19 protein-coding genes are annotated in these 18,512 nt (G+C 71.0%); 11 read left to right on the top strand and 8 right to left on the bottom strand.

Annotation, left to right across the window (positions count from 1 at the left end; all coding sequences use genetic code 11):
* Positions 1-194: 194 nt before the first annotated feature.
* The 4 genes from D9V36_RS06525 to D9V36_RS40725 form a co-directional block, all read right to left on the bottom strand.
* Positions 195-1,061 (bottom strand): GNAT family N-acetyltransferase, encoded by an 867-nt coding sequence (locus tag D9V36_RS06525; RefSeq protein WP_129292929.1) that lies wholly within the window; start codon positions 1,059-1,061, stop codon positions 195-197.
* A 567-nt stretch (positions 1,062-1,628) separates the two neighbouring features.
* Positions 1,629-1,841, bottom strand: a complete 213-nt coding sequence (locus tag D9V36_RS06520) for a hypothetical protein (protein ID WP_241720735.1) — start codon at positions 1,839-1,841, stop codon at positions 1,629-1,631.
* 56 nt (positions 1,842-1,897) lie between these two features.
* Positions 1,898-2,239, bottom strand: coding sequence for a hypothetical protein (locus D9V36_RS06515; RefSeq protein WP_129292928.1), 342 nt, complete (start codon positions 2,237-2,239; stop codon positions 1,898-1,900).
* Positions 2,233-2,529: a hypothetical protein gene (locus tag D9V36_RS40725; protein WP_164992896.1), complete on the bottom strand. Its 297-nt coding sequence runs from the start codon at positions 2,527-2,529 to the stop codon at positions 2,233-2,235. Before D9V36_RS40725 ends, D9V36_RS06515 begins: the two co-directional genes overlap by 7 nt.
* A 235-nt stretch (positions 2,530-2,764) precedes the next feature.
* Between D9V36_RS40725 and D9V36_RS06510 the strand changes: the two genes are divergently transcribed.
* Positions 2,765-4,138 carry a sporulation protein gene (locus D9V36_RS06510; protein WP_129292927.1) on the top strand — a complete coding sequence of 458 codons (1,374 nt, stop codon included), beginning with the start codon at positions 2,765-2,767 and terminating at the stop codon, positions 4,136-4,138.
* 6 nt (positions 4,139-4,144) lie between these two features.
* Here the strand turns inward: D9V36_RS06510 and D9V36_RS06505 are convergent, their stop codons facing one another.
* Entirely contained in the window at positions 4,145-5,065 is a 921-nt protein-coding gene (locus D9V36_RS06505; RefSeq protein WP_129298230.1) for an aminoglycoside phosphotransferase family protein, read from the bottom strand.
* A 341-nt stretch (positions 5,066-5,406) separates the two neighbouring features.
* On the opposite strand from D9V36_RS06505, the gene D9V36_RS06500 reads away from it, so the two are divergent.
* Positions 5,407-5,988: a hypothetical protein gene (locus D9V36_RS06500; RefSeq protein WP_241721273.1), complete on the top strand. Its 582-nt coding sequence runs from the start codon at positions 5,407-5,409 to the stop codon at positions 5,986-5,988.
* A gap of 116 nt (positions 5,989-6,104) precedes the next feature.
* On the opposite strand, the gene D9V36_RS06495 is transcribed toward D9V36_RS06500, so the two are convergent.
* The gene (locus D9V36_RS06495) at positions 6,105-7,316 is read right to left on the bottom strand and encodes a pyridoxal phosphate-dependent aminotransferase (RefSeq protein WP_129292925.1); all 1,212 of its coding nucleotides are present in this window, start codon (positions 7,314-7,316) and stop codon (positions 6,105-6,107) included.
* Between the two features lie 114 nt (positions 7,317-7,430).
* Here D9V36_RS06495 and D9V36_RS06490 point away from each other — a divergent pair, with 114 nt between their 5' ends.
* The 5 genes from D9V36_RS06490 (at position 7,431) to D9V36_RS06470 (ending at position 12,339) form a co-directional block, all read left to right on the top strand.
* The gene (locus D9V36_RS06490) at positions 7,431-8,204 is read left to right on the top strand and encodes a winged helix-turn-helix transcriptional regulator (protein WP_129292924.1); all 774 of its coding nucleotides are present in this window, start codon (positions 7,431-7,433) and stop codon (positions 8,202-8,204) included.
* Complete coding sequence (locus tag D9V36_RS06485) at positions 8,201-8,683, top strand: LNS2 domain-containing protein (protein ID WP_129292923.1); 483 nt, start codon at positions 8,201-8,203, stop codon at positions 8,681-8,683. The genes D9V36_RS06490 and D9V36_RS06485 overlap by 4 nt, the downstream gene beginning before the upstream one ends.
* Before the next feature lie 301 nt (positions 8,684-8,984).
* Entirely contained in the window at positions 8,985-9,983 is a 999-nt protein-coding gene (locus D9V36_RS06480; RefSeq protein ID WP_129292922.1) for an NADPH:quinone oxidoreductase family protein, read from the top strand.
* Positions 9,980-11,182 carry an acyl-CoA dehydrogenase family protein gene (locus tag D9V36_RS06475; RefSeq protein WP_129292921.1) on the top strand — a complete coding sequence of 401 codons (1,203 nt, stop codon included), beginning with the start codon at positions 9,980-9,982 and terminating at the stop codon, positions 11,180-11,182. Before D9V36_RS06480 ends, D9V36_RS06475 begins: the two co-directional genes overlap by 4 nt.
* Positions 11,179-12,339, top strand: coding sequence for an acyl-CoA dehydrogenase family protein (locus D9V36_RS06470; protein ID WP_129292920.1), 1,161 nt, complete (start codon positions 11,179-11,181; stop codon positions 12,337-12,339). The genes D9V36_RS06475 and D9V36_RS06470 overlap by 4 nt, the downstream gene beginning before the upstream one ends.
* A 99-nt stretch (positions 12,340-12,438) precedes the next feature.
* Here the strand turns inward: D9V36_RS06470 and D9V36_RS06465 are convergent, their stop codons facing one another.
* Positions 12,439-12,999: a hypothetical protein gene (locus tag D9V36_RS06465; protein ID WP_241720734.1), complete on the bottom strand. Its 561-nt coding sequence runs from the start codon at positions 12,997-12,999 to the stop codon at positions 12,439-12,441.
* 203 nt (positions 13,000-13,202) lie between these two features.
* On the opposite strand from D9V36_RS06465, the gene D9V36_RS06460 reads away from it, so the two are divergent.
* Complete coding sequence (locus tag D9V36_RS06460; protein ID WP_206739609.1) at positions 13,203-14,588, top strand: hypothetical protein; 1,386 nt, start codon at positions 13,203-13,205, stop codon at positions 14,586-14,588.
* Between the two features lie 173 nt (positions 14,589-14,761).
* Here D9V36_RS06460 and D9V36_RS06450 read toward each other — a convergent pair whose 3' ends face one another.
* Complete coding sequence (locus D9V36_RS06450; protein ID WP_129292919.1) at positions 14,762-15,304, bottom strand: cell wall hydrolase; 543 nt, start codon at positions 15,302-15,304, stop codon at positions 14,762-14,764.
* 102 nt (positions 15,305-15,406) lie between these two features.
* On the opposite strand from D9V36_RS06450, the gene D9V36_RS06445 reads away from it, so the two are divergent.
* The 3 genes from D9V36_RS06445 (at position 15,407) to D9V36_RS06435 (ending at position 18,384) form a co-directional block, all read left to right on the top strand.
* Positions 15,407-16,636, top strand: a complete 1,230-nt coding sequence (locus tag D9V36_RS06445) for an alpha-lytic protease prodomain-containing protein (RefSeq protein WP_129292918.1) — start codon at positions 15,407-15,409, stop codon at positions 16,634-16,636.
* A 303-nt stretch (positions 16,637-16,939) separates the two neighbouring features.
* The gene (locus D9V36_RS06440; protein ID WP_129298228.1) at positions 16,940-17,365 is read left to right on the top strand and encodes an acyl-CoA thioesterase; all 426 of its coding nucleotides are present in this window, start codon (positions 16,940-16,942) and stop codon (positions 17,363-17,365) included.
* Positions 17,366-17,478: 113 nt separating this feature from the next.
* Positions 17,479-18,384 (top strand): LysR family transcriptional regulator, encoded by a 906-nt coding sequence (locus D9V36_RS06435; RefSeq protein ID WP_241721272.1) that lies wholly within the window; start codon positions 17,479-17,481, stop codon positions 18,382-18,384.
* Positions 18,385-18,512: the final 128 nt, after the last annotated feature.

The raw sequence follows: 18,512 nt of genomic DNA, 5'->3' as shown, positions 1-18,512 counted from the left end.
CGGCGGCCGGAGGACGGGGCGACAGGGGCGTACGGCCGTTCGAGTGAGTGCGGGGTGGGGTGCGTTTTGCCGTGGCGGCCCTCAGAAGTCATCTCATTTGGCGAGCCGGTCGCGCGCAGATGGGCGGTGAGGTGGTCGTGCCGGCAGGCAGTGATCTCCGAGGTGCGTCCGGGCCGTACCGAGCAGCCCCGGCGTCAGGCCGTCCGGATCCGGTCCCGAGCCTCCGGCCGCACCTCGAACCCGGCCGCCTTGTACGTGGCGACGCCGCCGACATTGGAACTCGGTGTGCACACACGTACGCTCGACGAGCCCATCTCCCGCAGCGCGGCCGCCCCGGCCACGGTGATCGCCCGGCCGTAGCCGCGACCACGGTGGTCCTCGTGGACGCCCATCGGCTCGACCAGCCCCGGCTTCCCCGGGCCGGCCGACCACACCGTCACCACCGCCGCCACGCTGCTCTGGTCGTCATAGCCGCCCAGGCAGCGGGCGTCGGCGTGGAACGGTCCCGCCGACATCGCCTGCCAGTACTCGCGCGTAGGCCGTGAGGTGTGGAACGCCGACCGCAGGACGTCTGCGAAGTCCTGCGCCTGCTCCGGGCCGATCGACTTGATCCGCGCGCCGGGGTCCTCCAGCGGCTCGGTGAGGTCGCGGAAGAACGGCGTCCACGGCTCGCCGACGCCCCAGCCCTCCTTGCTCAGCAGGTCGTGGAGCAGCAGGCCCAGCGGGGCCTCGAGGGACACCGTTCCCTCCGGCAGCACGCCGCGCTCGGGCAGCGAGAAGTCGTCGACGAGCCGCCGCGCCAAGTCCTCATCCTGGAAAGCGTCCGGAGCGACCGTCATCCGCACCAGCGTCGGCGAGTCGAGCATCCCGACCGCGAGAATCCGGCCGTCCCGACTCCAGGTCCGCACCACCGCGGCCGTCTCGGCCGTTCCGAACCGGTAGTTCCAGCCGATGTCCCCGGAATGCAACTGCATCGGCGCTTCGTCGTACTGCCACTCCCGCAGCGCGGCCATGGCCTCGCGTACCCCGTCGACAGCCGGCGTACCCAGCACAATCGTCATAGCCGGGATCAGACACTCCGTCCCGAAGGTCTGCAATCGATAACCGGGTCGGCCGCTGCTCCTGTCCTGCAGCGGGCCCATCAAGACCTTCTGCTCCCGCAATAGCCCAGCAGCTTCGGTGCCCCTTCGTTCCGCGCGGCGCGCGGTGGTCGCCGCGGCTGCACGCAGCTTGGTTCCTGTCGCTTCCCACCTGCTGCCCTGCTGCTGTCAGCGCATTGCCGAGCTCTGCCACCGCCCACGCCGCATCTCGCCAGCCAGTTAGGTAGTCCACCCCGCATACCCACAGGACCGCATCTGGGTCCAGGTCCTCACCGTCGAATCCGTCGCCCCTGATGCCGTCCATTCCATAAGCCTTTCCTCGCAAGCTGGTTGAACACTGTCTGCGCTGGGTCACGCCGCAGGAGGACACGACGAGAGCCCCGGTGCCATCGGCACCGGGGTTCGTGATCGTTTGGGAGTGATCCCCTGCCGGACCGCCCCGCGCCTGCCAGGGTTTGAGGGGTGGTCCGGCGTCATGTCTGCGGTTGTTACGCGTAGCGCCTCTGGCTGGTCGCAGGCCCGTAGGGGTCAGAAGCGTTGTCGGCCGCCCGGGTACTGGATCGACTTGCGGCACACCGGCGCATCGTCGGGCACGGGCTCTTGGTCGAGCGCATGGCAGAGCGCAGCGTGCACTCGCTCCGCCTCAGCTACGGTCAGCTGCAGCGGAGCGGTTGCGACGAGGTCCCCATGGCGGGTGATCTGGAGCGTCAGCGCCATCCGTCCGTCCGGTCCACGGTTCACTGACTTGCTCGCTACCGGTGCGATCTCCCATCCCGGTGTCTCCCGTGCGGTCCGGCTCATCCGATCGTCCCGCTGTCACCTGTCGACAGATTGCCCTGCTCGGCATCCTCGTCATCGGGTTCGGGCAGCCGTTCGCCTCGGCTCTCAGCCACCCTCAGCGCGTCCCGAAGTGCCTCGCACAACCGGGCACTCAGGAATCGGAGTTCCACGGCGTTGGCCTTCTGGCCTTCGAGCAGTTTCGCCGCGTGGTCGAGTAGTTCGGCGCCCATCTGGAGCTGGACCTCTTCCATTTCGTCGGCGAGCTGTGCGAGAGGGCTGTCGCCGTCGTCGGTCGACAGGTACGAGCGCTGTCCGGCGGGACCGGGCCACGGGAGGAGACGCAGGTTGGCACTCACCACGTCACCGCCATCCACTGCGAGTCGCACAGTGATCCGGAGCAGCGGCCAGACTCGGCCCGGCGCTGCGTCTGCTGCTCGTGGGTAACGAGGTAGGGGCGGACGAGCTGAACGTCCTCACCGCGGATCGGGCCCCAGAGGTACGGGTCAGGGACCCGCGGCACCCTGAACCTGATCGTCGGTGTGTCCACGCAGCCGACCACTTGGCTCGTTCCCACCGCGCGGTGGTGCCCCGGAGCGGGCAGTAGGACTGTCAGCAGCCACTCGAAAAGCCTGGCGATATGGTTCCGCATGTCGACCTGCTTCCATCAGGTTGGCCATGCCCCGGGGTGCCGTCACGCACCGCCGGGGTGTCTTGTCTCGACAGTCAACGACCGTCTTTGGCCAAGAGGCAGCGTTCATACGGGGGTTCATGTGCACACGAGGGGTTCGAGATTTCGCTCCAGGGGGTTCGCGATGAACCCCCTACGGCCAAACCTGGTGTGACACGATGAACACTTGACGTGACGCCGGGGGTGCCAGCAGAACGTGAGCAGAGAACCCAACCACCAGTTGGCCACCGTCATGGCGGAGGCTGGAGCCTCCAACAAGGGACTGGCCAGACGAGTCCGCGAGGTCGCGCAGCGGCACGGTGAACACCTCGGGACGACGCACGTTGCCGTTCAGCGATGGTTGGACGGGAGCGGTATCCAGCGGCAGACAGCCGTGTTCGTCGCCGAGGCTCTGAGTGACAAGTTGCGGCGGAGGGTCACGCCGCAAGATCTGGGATTCCCGGGTGCTGCGCAGGCCCCGACGCCCTCGGTCGGCATGGGATACGCTGGCTCGCTGGCCGAGACGCTGAACGCCCTTGACGGTCTTACGTACCGGCGTCCGGAGGACGGGCCGTCGGACGAACCCCAGCTTCCGGACGCCGACGTGCAGTCCGCTGCCCTCTCGTGGCTCGTCTCCCGCCCGGACGGTATGCCCGCCGATGCCCCCGCTACTCGACGGGTCGGCATGCGTGACGTCGCCGCGATCCGGACCGCAGCGGGGTTCTTCATGCAGCTGGACTTCCAGTTCGGCGGCGGACACGCGCACAAGGCGTTCCGGCACTACTTCCGGGAAGACGTACTGCCCCTGCTGGGATCCAGCTACAGCGCCAAGGTGGGCGAGGCGCTGTTCCAGGCCGCATCGGAGATGTCGCAGCTTCTCGCCTGGACTGCGTACGACAGCGGAAACCATGCACTTTCCGACCGCTACATGATGTCGACGCTGCGGCTGACTCAGGTGGTGGGCGATCGCATGATGGGCGCGCGCATCCTGGCCAATATGAGCCACCAGGCCAACTACCTGGGCCAGGTGCACCGGGCTCTGACACTGGCCCGTGCGTCGGTGGAAGGTGGGAAGGCCGCATCCACCCCGCGTGCGATGGCACTGTTCTCCGCTCATGAGGCACGTGCCCTGTCGACAGCGGAGGATCACAAAGGTGCTGCCCGCGCGATGAGCGAGGCCGAGAGGTACTTCGAGCGTGCCGACAGCGCAGACGATCCCGAATGGCTCTCGTACATGGACGAAGCCGAGCTGATCGGGGAGTTCTGCCACTGCTTCCGCGATCTCGGACAGGGCGCCGAAGCCGTCCGCTTCGCCGAACGCGCTGTCGAACTCACCGACCCCAAATACGCCCGTACGCTCGGGTTCTGCCGCATGGTGCTCGCACAGAGCCAACTGCTCAACGGCGACCTTGACGCCGCCGTGACGACCGCCGGCCCCGCTGTCGAAGCCGGGGATGCCCTGGAGTCGGCTCGGTTCCAGCGGTATGTGGGCGACTTCCAACGTGAGGTGTCCGTTTACGGGACACACCCTGCGGTTCAGCGGTTCAGCGGGCAGGTGCGGGACGCGATGAACCGGCTGGACGACGAGTAGTCGAGGTCACCCCGGGGTCCAGTCGCGCGGTGCGTCCTCGTTCCGGAGCGAAGAGATCCGACGGGCGTACTCCGCAGCCGTCTCTCCGCTCTCGGACACGTTCTGCATGAGCCATGTCGTCATGTTGAATTCCTGCACTGCTCGGAGAGTGGAGAAGCCCGACCACGTACGGAGATCCCGCCCATAGGCGCCGACGAAGGCGCCGTACTGTTCCTTGGTCTGCCATCCCAGGCTGTGATGCTCGGTGGCGGTGACCATCAGGTCCCACTCGGGGTGGTCGAAGCTGAACCGCTCCAGATCGATCAGGATCACCTGATCGCTCCGGTCCACCATCAGGTTCTGCACGTGAGCGTCCCCGTGCACGGGCCCCTTCTCGGACTCGAACCGAAGGTCCGCCACGCGGTCCCGCAACTCACGCGCGCGCTTCCGCAGGAACGCGCGGTCGTCCTCCGGTATGTCGACTGCCGCATTGATCCGTCGGTCGGTCCGGTCCAGGACGGGGTACCGAGGCAGGTTCAGCGTGTCCGGCAGGCTGAGCGAGTGCAGATCCCGGAGGACCGCGCCCAACTCTCCGTATGTTGCCTTGCGGTCCCCCTCCTCGATCAGGTGCCAGAACGTCACCGGATGGCCGTCGACGACCATGGGCTGCTCCAGGTCCTCAGCCGCGCGCGTCACGGGGAAGCCTTCGCGCGACAGCCAGCGCGACACCTGAACCTCGCCCCGGGCCGAGTCCAGGTATTCGGCCGACCGGGCGATCCGCACCACCACAGGGTGGGCAGCCAGCCGGAACAGCGCGTTCTCCCCCAGGCGGATCAGGCGCGCTCCGTCGCCGTCGAGCCCCGCCCGCCGACATGCCGCGGCCAGCACCTGCGTGGCGGCGCCCGACGTGAACCCGTTTCCCGTGCTCCGGTCAGCATCAGACGCCATGCCCGTATCCACTCCCTCAACACCGCCAACCCCGTAGCGCAGACCGCCGAGGCAGGCAGCGGCCGGCAACAGACATCAAGGCGACCGTACCCACGGGTGGTGACGGCAGGCGGGGCCGGGGCCTGTCGAGCGATCGCGCTCGGGGGCAACCCTCTTGACGTGGATCATCAAGCCGCGTTCATAGCCTGCGAAGAAGCGTGTCTGGACGCAGGTAGGTAGCAACTCCGTTGAGGTAAGCCTGCCGAAGCGTGGATCATGGGGCCGTGACGAAGCCAACGGAGAAGATCACCCCGGTCGAGAGCCCGGATGTTGAGCCGAAGCTGTCCGCCTACCAACAAGCGATGCGGGAACGGCTCCTTGCAGCCCCTGTTGTGCCGGCACCCGAAGCCTGGCAATCCGTTGGCCTTGTCCCCGTCGGCGGGCTCCTCGGAATCGGCTTCGCGTCGCATCCCGAGGACCGCCGCGATCTGGTGATGGTCGTCTCACGCGACGGTCACGGCCTTTTCGACGCCGTCACCGGGGAGAAGATCGCCAGGGACCGCGAACCCGACCCCGAGGACGAGACTCCCGACAGCGCGCCGGACTTGTCCTGCCCCGGCCTGGGGCCGATCACCGGAAGCCGGGTACACATAGCGGGGCTCTTCGGTGGAGGACTGCACACCACCACCGCAGACGGTTGGTATCTGGAGGTCGTCACCCCGGCGTGGCCGAATGACCGGGTCTTGCTCTCCCGTGACGGCGGGCTGCCTCACTCCGGTCCCCACGGCGAGCGGTGGTGGCACATCTTCCACTCGAACTACTCCGAATTCCGGGCAGCCGGCTTCTCGCCCTCCGGGCAGACCCTCGCCGTCGCGACGAGCAGCGATATTTCACTGTGGACGCGCAAGACGGGGCACAGTCACCCCAGCCGCGCCGAGCACTGACCGGACCGGACTGCGTGTCAGGTCCGGCTGACGCACGGCCGCCCCGCCAGCCCTCCCCATCAGCTGAGTTAACAACGCTGCAGTTCAGTACACCTAGGCGCGCCCGCGGCCCGGTGTCACTGGCGATAGCCCGCCAGGAAGCGTCCGATCCGGCTGATCGCGGCGTCGAGGTCGTCGGCGTGCGGGAGGGTGAGGATGCGGAAGTGGTCGGGGTGCGGCCAGTTGAAACCGGTGCCCTGGACGACCTGGATCTTTTCCCGGAGGAGGAGGTCGAGGACGAACTTCTCGTCGTCGTGGATCTTGTGGACCGCGGGATCGAGGCGGGGGAAGGCGTAGAGCGCGCCCCTGGGCTTGACGCAGGAGACGCCCGGGATTTCGTTCAGCCGTTCCCAGGCCCGGTCGCGCTGCTCGCGCAGCCTGCCGCCCGGCAGCACCAGGTCCTCGATGGTCTGGCGGCCGCCGAGCGCGGCCTGGATGGCGTACTGGGCGGGCGCGTTCGGGCACAGCCGCATGGACGCGAGGGTGCCCAGGCCCTCCAGGTAGTCGGCGGCGTGCTGCCTGGGACCGGAGACCACCAGCCAGCCGGAGCGGAAGCCGGCCACGCGGTAGGACTTGGACAGGCCGCTGAAGGTGAGGCAGACCAGGTCGGGGGCGAGTACCGCGGCGTGGTGGTGGACCTCGTCGTCGTACAGGATCCGGTCGTAGATCTCATCGGCGAAGACCATCAGGCCGTGGCGGCGGGCGAGGTCGAGCATGCCCTCCAGCAGCTCGCGGGGGTAGACCGCGCCGGTCGGGTTGTTCGGGTTGATGATGACCAGGGCCCGGGTGCGGTCGGTGATCTTCGAGGCGAGGTCGTCGAGGTCCGGCAGCCAGTCCGCCGACTCGTCGCAGAGGTAGTGCACGGCCTTGCCGCCCGCGAGCGTGGTGACCGCCGTCCACAGCGGGAAGTCGGGGGCCGGGATGAGGACTTCGTCGCCGTCGTCGAGCAGTGCCTGCACCGCCATCGAGACGAGTTCGGAGACGCCGTTGCCCAGGTAGATGTCGTCCACATCGACATCCGGCAGCCCGCTCTCCTGGTAGCGCTGGGCCACCGCGCGGCGGGCCGAGAGGATGCCCTGGGACTCCGTGTAGCCGTGCGCACGGGAGAGGTTGCGCAGCATGTCCTGCAGGATCTCCTCCGGGCACTCGAAGCCGAACAGAGCCGGGTTGCCGGTGTTCAGCCGCAGCACGCTGTGGCCGGCCTCCTCCAGTGCGTCCGCGTGCTCGATCACCGGCCCGCGGATCTCGTAGCAGACGTCGGCCATCTTGCTGGACTGCTTGAACTGCATGCGGTGGCCTCCCGGTCCCTCGCTCACCGCGCGGCGCGGCAGCATTCGATACACCGTACTTGGTTTTACCAAGTGGGGACTTGGAAAGTCCAACCTCTGTCTATGCTGGGTGTCATGCCGCGCCGAAGTTATGACCAGTACTGCGCCGTTGCCCGAGCCCTGGACGCCGTGGGCGACCGCTGGACGCTCCTGATCGTCCGGGAACTGCTGGGCGGCTCCCGGCGCTACACCGATCTGCACGCCGATCTGCCGGGCGTCAGCACCGACATGCTCGCCTCCCGGCTCAAGGACATGGAGCGGGACGGCCTGGTCACCCGCCGCCGGCTCGCCCCGCCCGGAGCGGCCTTCGTCTACGAACTCACCCCCCGCGGCCGTGCGCTGCTGCCCGCGCTGACCGCCCTCGCCGAGTGGGGCGCCCCCGCCCTGGACGAGAAGCGCCCGACGGACGCGGTGCGGGCCCACTGGTTCGCGCTGCCCCTCGTCCCCCGGCTGGCCCGGCATTTCACGGAGGGCGTCGAGGTGGTCGGTATCGCCCTCGACGAGGGTGAGTTCCATGTCGTCCTCGGGGGCGGGGGAGTGGGGGGCGCCGGGCTGGACTCCGACGGTCCGGATGGCCGGCCCGGCGATGTGGACGGCTGGTCGCGCGCTGCGGACGGTGGGCCGCTCTCCGCGGACGGCGGGCCGCGCTCCGCGGACGGTCGGCCCGGTTATGCGGATGGTCCCGCCGAGCGCCCCGATGTGCGGTTGCGGATGGACACCGCGACCTGTGCCGAGATCGCCTACGATCGCCTCTCCCTCGCGCAGGGCATCGAATCCGGCCGGATCGTGGTCACCTGGCCCGAGGTGTCCGGCGGACGGCGGCGACGGAAGAGGACGGCAACGGCATGACGAAGCGCCCCCTGGCGGTCTTCGACCTGGACGGCACGCTCGCCGACGCCGGTCACCGGCAGCATCTGCTGCGCCGCACCCCGCGCGACTGGAAGGCGTTCTTCGCGGCCGCCACCGAGGACCCTCCGCTCGCCGAAGGGGTGGCCCTGGCCCTGCGCAGCACCGAGGACTGCGAGGTCGTCTATCTGACCGGCCGCCCGGAGCGCTGCCGCCGCGACACGCTGGCCTGGCTCGCCCGGCACGGGCTGCCCGAGGGCCGGTTGTGGATGCGTCCCGAAAGTGACCGGCGCCCGGCCCGGCACACCAAGCTGGAGATCCTGCGCCGGATCGCGCGCGGCCGCGAGGTCCGCCATGTCGTCGACGACGACGAACTCGTCTGCGACGCCTGCGAGAAGGCCGGCTTCCCGGTGATACGGGCCCGGTGGGCCACCCCGTCCGAGACCCTGCGCGACGCCCAGCAGCGGGCCGGGCGCACCTGAGCCTCCGTACGCGCCGGACCGGGGGCACCTGAGCCTCGACGCGCGCCGAGCCGGGCGGTACCTGAACCACCTCGCGCGGTCGGGCCGGGGGGCGCGGCCTCAGCCCCCTGTGCATGGCTGCACCCGGCGCCGCCTCGGCCGGTCGAGCCCTGCGCCGCGGGGGAATCCATGACGCCGGACCCTCCCCGCGATGTGGCGGAGACTGTTCCCTGGAGGATACCGACCGCTTAGTATGTCGCTGGCGGGGGCGCCGGCGCGCCCTTTGCCCCACCCGCGTATCCAAGGTCTGTGGAGGCACCAGGTGAAGGCATGGCGCGTACACGCGAACGGTGAGCCGCGTGAAGTGATGCGGCTGGAGGAGGTGCCGGATCCGCAGCCGGGACCGGGGCAGCTGCTGCTGCGGGTGCGGGCCGCCAACGTCAACTTCCCCGATGCGCTGCTGTGCCGCGGCCAGTACCAGGTCCGGCCGCCGCTGCCGTTCACCCCCGGCGTGGAGATCTGCGGCGAGGTGATCGCCGCGGGGGAGGGGGCGGCCGGAGAGATCGGGGCGCGGGTGCTGGCGCAGCCGCCGCTGCCCGACGGCGGTTTCGCCGAACTCGCCGTCGTCGACGCGGCGACGGTCCGCCCGGCCCCCGAGGCGCTGGACGACGCCGAGGCCGCCGCACTGCACATCGGTTACCAGACCGGCTGGTTCGGACTGCACCGCAGGGCCCGGCTCCAGGCGGGCGAGACCCTGCTCGTGCACGCCGCCGCCGGGGGCGTCGGCAGCGCCGCCGTACAGCTCGGCAAGGCCGCCGGTGCGCGGGTCATCGGCGTGGTGGGCGGCGAGGACAAGGCCCGCACCGCCCGCGAGCTGGGCTGCGATCTCGTCCTCGACCGGCGCCACGACGACATCATCGGCGCCGTGAAGGAGGCCACCGGCGGCCGCGGCGCGGATGTGGTCTACGACCCGGTGGGCGGTGAGGCCTACGCCAAGTCCGTCAAGTGCATCGCCTTCGAGGGCCGGATCATCGTCGTCGGCTTCGCCGGCGGCGCCATCCCCACCCCGGCCCTCAACCACGCGCTGGTGAAGAACTACGCGATCCTGGGCCTGCACTGGGGCCTCTACAACACCAAGGACCCGGCCGCGGTCGACGCCTGCCACGAGGAGCTGGCCAAACTCGCCGCACAGGGCGCCGTCAAGCCGCTCATCGGCGGCAGGTTCCCCCTGGAGGACGCAGCCGTTGCCGTCCAGCGGGTCGCCGACGGTACGTCCACCGGCCGGCTCGTCATCCTGCCCACGGCCGAGGAGACCCGATGACCGACGCCGAAGACCTGCGCCGGCGCACCGCCGAGCTGCTTGCCGCACACCCTCCGGCCAGTACCGAACGGCTGGACTTCCTGCGCGCCCGCTTCGACGCCGGACTGGCCTGGGTGCACTACCCCGAAGGCCTCGGCGGGCTGGACGCGCCACGCTCCCTGCAAGCGGTCGTGGACGCGGAGTTGGCGGCCGCCGGAGCCCCCGGCAACGACCCCGGCCGCATCGGCATCGGCCTCGGCATGGCCGCGCCCACCATCCTGCGCTTCGGCACCGACGAGCAGAAGCAGCGTCTGCTGCGCCCGCTGTGGACCGGCGAGGAGGTGTGGTGCCAGCTGTTCAGCGAGCCCGGGGCCGGCTCCGACCTGGCGGCCCTGGCGACCCGAGCCGTCCGGGAGGACGGGGGCGAAGACGGGGACGAGGGCGACTGGATCGTGGACGGCCAGAAGGTCTGGACGTCCAGCGCCCATCTGGCCCGCTGGGCGATCCTGATCGCCCGTACCGACCCCGGCCTGCCCAAGCACCGCGGCATCAGCTACTTCCTCTGCGATATGACCGACCCCGGCGTCGAGGTGCGTCCGCTGCGGCAGATCACCGGCGAGGCCGAGTTCAACGAGGTCTTCCTCACCGGCGTCCGCATCCCCGACAGCCACCGCCTCGGCGAGGTCGGCGAGGGCTGGAAGGTCGCCCGGACCACGCTGATGAACGAGCGGGTCGCCATCGGCGGCGCCCGCATGCCGCGCGAAGGCGGGATGATCGGCGTGGCCGCCGCCGACTGGCGCGCGCGGCCCGAGCTGCGCACCCACGATCTGCACCAGCGGCTGCTGACGCTGTGGGTGGAGGCCGAGGTCGCCCGGCTGACCGGCGAGCGCCTGCGCCAGCAGCTGTCCCACGGCCAGCCCGGTCCCGAGGGCAGCGGGATGAAGCTGGCCTTCGCCCGGCTCGCCCAGGAGATCAGCGGCTGGGAGGTGGAATTCCTCGCCGAGGACGGTCTGACCTACGACGACTGGACGATGCGCCGCCCCGACGGGGTCGACTTCACCGGCCGCGAGGCCGGCTACCGCTATCTGCGCGCCAAGGGGAACTCCATCGAAGGAGGCACCTCGGAAGTGCTGCTCAACATCGTCGCCGAACGTGTGCTGGGGCTGCCGCCCGAGCCGCGCACCGACAAGGACGTCGCGTGGAAGGACCTCCCCCGATGAACGACGGGACACCCCTGAACGGCACCCCGGCAGCCGACCCCGACCTCCTCTACTCCGCGGAGGAGGACGCGCTGCGCGACGCCGTACGGTCGCTGCTCGCCGACCGCAGCGATCCGGCCACCGTGCTCGCCGGCCTGGAGTCGCAGGCCGCCTACGACACCGGCCTGTGGCGGGCGCTCGCCACGGACATCGGCGCCGCGGGCCTGCTGGTGCCCGAAAAGCTCGGCGGAGCGGGCGCGAGCGCCCGCGAGGCCGCCGTGGTGCTGGAGGAGACCGGCCGCTGTGTCGCGCCCGTCCCCTATCTGACCAGCGCGGTCATCGCGGTGACCGCCCTACTCGGCTGCGACCACGACCAGGCGGACGTCGCCGCGCCGCTCGCCGCGCTCGCCGGGGGCAACGCCGTCGGTGTGCTCGCCGTCCCGCTGCCCACCGCTCCGGGCGGGCCGGCCGCACCCACCGTACGGGCCACGGCCGACGGCGCCCTGACCGGCCGGGTGACCTCGGTCGCCGACGCCGCGGGCGCCGAACTCCTCCTGGTCCCGGCCGAGGGGCCCGACGGCCCGGTCCTCTACGCGGTCGAGGCAGCCGCGGACGGTGTCCGCACCGATCCCGTCACCCCGCTCGACCTCACCCGCCCCCTGGGGCACCTCACCCTCGACGGTGCTCACGGCCGGCTCCTGGCGAGCGGCGACCGGGCCCGCACCGCCGTCGCACACGCCCTGCTCACCGGTGCCGGGCTGCTCGCCTCGGAACAACTGGGCGTCGCCGAATGGTGCCTGGCCGAAACCGTGCGCCACACCGCCGAACGCACCCAGTTCGGCCGCCCCGTCGGCTCGTTCCAGGCGCTCAAGCACCGGATGGCCGCACTCTGGCTAGAGGTGGCCTCGGCCCGCGCCGCCGCCCGCAACGCCGCGGACGCACTGGCCGCCGGCAGCGCCGACGCCCCGGTGGCGGTGGCCGTCGCCCAGGCGTACTGCGCGCCGGTGGCGGTGCGCGCCGCCCAGGAGTGCATCCAGCTGCACGGAGGCATCGGCATGACCTGGGAACACCCGGCCCATCTGTTCCTCAAGCGGGCCAAGAGCGATGAACTCGCCCTGGGTTCGCCGGGGCGGCACCGGGAGGCACTGGCGGGGCTGGTCTCGCTCGACGCCCCTTAGCCCTCGACGCCCCTTTGCTCTCGGCGCCTCGTGGCGGGTGCCTCCCCAGACCGCCTCCTGCGGGCCACCTCGTGCGGGCCGCCGGCCGCCCGCGGCTCGTCATTCGGTGATGGCGAAGGTCCGGCTGACGGCGCCGACCGCGCCGTCACCGGCGGTGGCCACCTCCAGGACATAGCGGGGGCCGGGCGGCACCTTGGGCAGCGTCACGAGCGCCTCACCGGTCGGTCCGGCTTCCGCCCGGGGCACCACCAGGGCCACCCGCTGCGACCGGCCGTGGCCCGTCGCCGCCCGCAGCCAGACGTCCACCTCCTCGCCCGTGCTGTTCTTCCAGGCCGCCGTGAAGCTGCCGTTCGCCTTGTAGTCGACACCGGGCTTCGGCGCGGTCACCTCGATCCGTCCCGTCGGCGGCGGGACGAAGTCTTCGGACTTCTCGGGTTCTTCGGGTCCGGCGCCGGTGGCGGTCTCGTGGAGGACGGAGGTGGCGGCCCGCGCGGCCGAGCCCGCATGGCCGGACACGGCGGCCGTCGGACGGCCGGCCGAGGGCCAGTTCTTGCCGCCGGGCGGGCTCGACGGGGTCAGCGAGATCACCAGCATGCATCCGACGGCGGTGGCGGCGACGGCGACGGCCAGATTGGTGGCCATCGAGGTGGCCCTGCACATCGAATCCTCGTTTCCTCGGGGGAGTGGCGAGCCGGAACATCCCCGGCACTCTGATCATCAAAAACGACGCGCGGAGCGATCACCTGGATGGACATCGCCGGCGCGACAGCCGCCGGTGGCCGGAGGAGAATCCCCCGGTGCGGGCCGAATCGACCCCGGCAGCGGTGATGTCTGGAAAGTGCGGTTCGGGTAGCGTCGAACACATGAAGACCGCAACACGTCGTGCGCTGATCGGACCGGTTCTGCTGCTGATGGCCGCCCTGCTGGTGGTGGCCGCCGCACTGGCACCGGGAGCCCGTGCCGCCGGCGGGCTCGACGCGGCCGCGGCAGCCCTCAAGAAGGGCCCGGTCTATGTGGATCCCCGGGCTGCGGGGCAGTTCTCCCCGGCCGAGGCGGAGGCGCTGGCCAAGAAGATCAAGGACGCGGACAAGCCGGTCTTCGTCGCCGTGCTGCCACGCGCCGCCGAGTACCCGCCCGGCACGCTGCTGACGGATCTGCGCACCAAGACCGGCATCAGCGGGGTCTACGCCGTCGAGCTCGGCACCGGCTTCAACGCCGGTGCCGACCCGCGGGTGATGCCGCACAGCGCGGTGCAGAACCTCGTCGGATCGGTCAAGCGCTCCCACTACCCGAGCGTCAACGCCCGGCTGAACAGCTTCGTCGACACCGCGCTCACCTCGGCGCAGGGCCGGGCACCCGCCTCCTGGGGCGACTCCGGCGGCAGCGGCTTCGACACCGGCACCGCGATCGGTCTCGGTGTGCTGGTGGTCGTCGGCGGTGGTGGCGCGTACGCCCTCGCCCGCCGCAACCGCAGGAAGCGGGCCGAGGAGGAGCGGGCGGCGCTGGAGGACCTGCGGGTCGTCGTCGACGAGGACATCACCGCCTTCGGCGAGGAGCTGGACCGGCTCGACTTCCACCCCGGTGAGCCCGGTGCCGACGACGCGATGCGCGCGGACTACAGCCATGCGCTGGACGCGTACGAGAACGCCAAGTCGTCGATGGCGGCAGCCGGGCACCCCGGCGAGGTGCAGGCAGTGACCAAGGCCCTGGAGGACGGCCGGTTCTCGCTGGCCACCCTTGCCGCGCGACGCGAGGGCAGGCCGCTGCCCGAGCGCCGGCTGCCCTGCTTCTTCGATCCGCGCCACGGTCCGTCCGTCGCCGATGCCGCCTGGGCACCCGCGGGCGGTGCGGAGCGCACCGTGCCGGTCTGCGCCGCGGACAAGAGCCGCCTGGACGACGGCCGGGAGCCGCTGGCCCGTACGGTCCGCACCCCGAGCGGCGACCGCCCCTACTGGGACGCGGGCCCGGCCTACGGCCCCTGGGCCGGCGGCTACTTCGGCGGCGGCCTGCTGCCCGGCCTCCTGGTGGGCACGCTGCTCGGCAACATGATGTGGTCGACCGACGCCTATGGCGCCGGCTTCGGCGGCCCCACCGGTGCCGAGGGCGGCGACTCCACCGGAGCCGACTTCAACTCCGACGACTTCGGGGGCGGCTTCGGCGACGGGGGCGGCTTCGACGGTGGGGGCTTCGGGGATGGCGGGGGCTTCGGTGGCGGCGGAGGCGACGGGGGTTTCGGCGGCGGTTTCTGAGCGCTGGGCGCCTCCCGTGCCGCCGTAGTAGGGCGCTCCCCGCCCTCGCGCAGTAAGGCGCTCCCCCCCTCGCGCAGTAAGGCGCTCCCCGCCTCGCGCATCAGGGCACTCCCCGCGCCCGCCGCACCCGCCGGGCGCTCAGCGCTCTGTCGTGTGCACCGCCCGCTTGGTGCTCAGCGCTCCGTTCTGTGCACCGCCCGCTTGGCGCCGAGGAACCGCCGGTAGCGCGGGCGCGCCGCGAAGTCCGCATAGCGCCATATGGCGGGTTCGCCGACCTCCCGGCACAGATGCAGGACCTGGTCGGGCCCCAGGTGCACGCCCACATGCGCGCCGTACCCCGCCGGCCGGCCGTCGAGCGGCCCGGAGTCGAACAGGACCAGATCCAGCGGTTGCGGAGGGTCGGCCTGCCGTGTTGTGTGCGCGTCCGCCCAGAGTTCCGCCGAGCGCAACGGTGGTATCAGCAGGCCGAAGTGGCGCAGCACGGCGTAGGCGTAACGCTGACAGTTCGCGCCCCCGGTCAGATCGGCGAAGGGATCAGGGGCGGCGCCGCCGGGCGCACCGTCCGGCCGTGCCAGGGGGTATGACGGGCATTCAGGTGTCGGCGCTCCCGGATGGCGGGCGCCCGAGTAGGTCACCTTCCGCAGTGCCCGGGGAAGCTGCCGGAAGGCTACTGCGCCACCGGAGGCGGGGATTTGACGGCCGGGGTCGTACCTCACCCGGCCATGATGCAGGGGATCTCCCTCGTGCCGCACGCCCCGGTGTCGAGCAGGCTCGACGAATCGGACCCGACGTGCACTCGACACCGCGAGGAGACCCCGATGGAACGCCGCTTTCGCAAGGCAGCTCTCTGGGGCGCGACCGTCGCCGCCGTCATGGCGGCCGCCGGCCCGCTCGGTCCGGCGCATGCCGTGCCGCGGCCGGACCCGTCGCCCCCGCCCTCGCCGCGCGCCATGCTCGATGCGATGCGCCGGGACCTCGGGCTGACGGCACCGCAGGTGCGCGCCCGGCTCGCCCAGGAGGCCGAGGCGCACCGCGCCGTGGCCGGCGTGCGCCGGGCGCTCAGCGCACCGCCCGCCGGGATGTGGTTCGACAAGACGACCGGCAAGCTCGTCGTCGCGGTCACCGGCGCCGCCGATGCGCAGCGGGTACGTGCCGCCGGTGCGGTGCCCAAAACGGTGCCGCACAGCCGCGCCACGCTCACCGCACTGGTGCAGCAGATCAACCGCAAGGCCGGCAAGGGCGTACCGGGCGTCACCGGGTGGGGCGTGGACGAGCGCGCCGACGGCGTCGTGGTCCGTCTCGACCACACCAGGCGCACCGCCCGCACCGACGCCTTCGAGGAGGCCGTCCGCGGTCTCGGGGCGCGCACCAAGGTCCCCGTCACCTTCGAGCGCGGCGACCGCAGGCCACGTCAGCAGGGCGGCTCGGTGGTGGGCGGCGAGCGGTGGATGCCCGGCAGCGACGGCATCTGCTCGATCGGCTTCTCGGTGACCGGGCCGGACGGCTTCCAGGGATTCCTGACGGCCGGTCACTGCACCCTCACCGCCGACCAGCCCGCGTACGGCAAGGACGGCACCCGCATGGGCATCTCCAACGAGGACGGCCGGCACAGCGTCAACGACCGCGAGGGCGACTTCGGGCTGGTGGGGGTCGACCAGCCGGACTGGATCGTCAGCTCGTATGTGGCGGGCCAGGGCGGTACGCCGGTCGCCGTCACCGGTTCCCAGGAGGGCCTGGTGGGCATGTCGATCTGCCGCTCAGGGCAGAGCAGCGGCTGGCACTGCGGGGAGATCACCCGGGTCGACCAGACCGTGGACTACGGCAACACGGTCGTCGAGGGCCTTTCGTTCACCAACGCCTGCTCGGCGCCCGGTGATTCGGGCGGTTCGTACGTCACCCAGCCCAACGCCCCGATGGCGATCGGCATGCACTCCGGCGGAGGCGCCGCCACCTGCGGCAACTTCGGCGGTGCCACCGTCACCATCTTCCAGCCGGTCGGGGAGCCGCTGGCCAAGTGGAACCTGAAACTGAAGACGGGGAGTCCGTGACGGGGAGTCTGTGGTGGGCAGTCCGTGACGGGCGGTTTGTGGGGGCAGCATTTGACGGCCGGTGCCTGACGCGGTCGGTATCCGCCGGCCCCCGGCGCCTACGATGAGAGGCCGGTGGCGGGAAGCCCGCGGGCGCCCGAGCGGCGGACCGGCACGTACGGGTACGAGGACGGTACGGGGATGGGGACGGGAGAGATCGTGGTGGGAGCGGCACAGGCGTCGGACGGGGAGAGCGCTACGGACGCGGGATCCGGTGCGGGCACGGGAACCGGTACGAGCACGGAGACCGGCGCGGACGCGGCCGTGCCGTTCGCCGTCCCCGTCACCGTGCGCGGCTACGAAACCGACACCCAGGGCCATCTCAACCAGAGCGTCTATCTGCAGTACGCCGAGCACGCCCGCTGGTCGCTGCTGCAGGCGAGCGGCATCCGCCAGAGCACCATGGTGGAGCGCCGGGTCGGCCCGGTGACCGTCGAGACCACCATCCGCTACCGGCGCGAGCTGCGGGCCGGTGACGAGGTCGAGGTGAGCTGCGCCTTCGTCTGGGGCGAGGGCAAGACCTTCCGGATCGAGCAGACCGTCCGTAAGGCGGACGGCACGGTGGCCGCCGAGGTGAGCGCCGTCTGCGGGCTGCTCGACCTCACCGAGCGCAAGCTTCTCAAGGATCCGCGAGCGGCCTTCCGCGACCTGGCCGACGACCCTTCACTGCTCGGTCTCGCCGACGACTGACGAGGGCCGTCGAGGGCTGTCGGGCTGCTCCGGGGCACTGCGGGGCACTCAGGAGCGCCGCCGCGGTCCGCGAAGTCCGGTCCCTTACCCCCGGGTAATGTGGGCGCGTGGACATGCTGCACCTGCGCTACTTCGTCGCGGTCGCCGAAGAGCTGAATTTCTCCCAGGCGGCACGCAAGCTGCATATGGCGGCGTCTCCGCTGAGTCAGCGGATCAAGGACCTCGAGCGTGAGCTGCAGCAGACGCTCTTCGACCGCACCACCCATCACGTCGAGCTGACGCCCGCCGGTGCCGCGTTGCTGCCGATGGCGCGCGATGTGCTGGAACGCGTCAACTCCATTCCCTGGCGGCTGCGTGAGGCGGTCCGTCCGCAGCGCACCACCCAGCTCATCGGGATGCCCTCCGGGGTGCACCCCGGCCTCCGTGCCCGGGTCCGGGAACTGGCGGAGGCCTGCGGGGAGACCTATGAGCTCAAGCGCTGGCCCGGCCGTTCCGCCGGCCTCGCCGAGGCGGTCCGCGACGGCCGGCTGGCTCTCGCACTGGCCCGGCTCCCGGTCGTGGACCCCGCTCTCGGCATCATCGAGGTCATGCGGGAACGGCTCGGGGCGGCGGTCCCCGCCGACCGGTTCGAGGGCCGGGAGTCGGTCACCCTGGACGAGCTGAAGCAATTCCCCTTTGTGGCCACCGCGCCCGAGGCCCTGCCCGCGTATTTCGACGAAATCGATGCCCGGCTGAATTCCGCGGGGCTGAAGAAGAGAATTCGCCTCAATAGCTCCGATTATGCGGGGACCTCGGAGTTGGTATCCGGCGGCCTCGCGTTTTCGATGACGATGCTTTCTCCGGAGAGCCCGATGCAGCTTTACCAGCTGGACAATGTGAAGGTGCTGCCGGTGCTGGACTTCCGGCCCGAACTCGCCACCGGGCTGCTCTTCCGTACGGACCGGGCGGAACCCGGCGGCGACCTCGAAGGTCTCGTCACCGCGGCCCGGCGCATCTTCGCCGAGGAGCTTTTCGCCTGACGGGCGGGCGCCGGTAATCCGCTGAGAAGGGTATGACCGCTGTGGTCATACCCTTCTTCGTTTCTTGATCGTTCTCATTCTGCGGTATCTCGCCTAACGTCGAAAGCGGAAAAATTCGCAGTACGGCT

It is taken from the genome of Streptomyces lydicus (genome assembly GCF_004125265.1).
Lineage (GTDB): Bacteria > Actinomycetota > Actinomycetes > Streptomycetales > Streptomycetaceae > Streptomyces > Streptomyces lydicus_C.
This window is presented reverse-complemented; position numbering and strand designations above follow the sequence as displayed.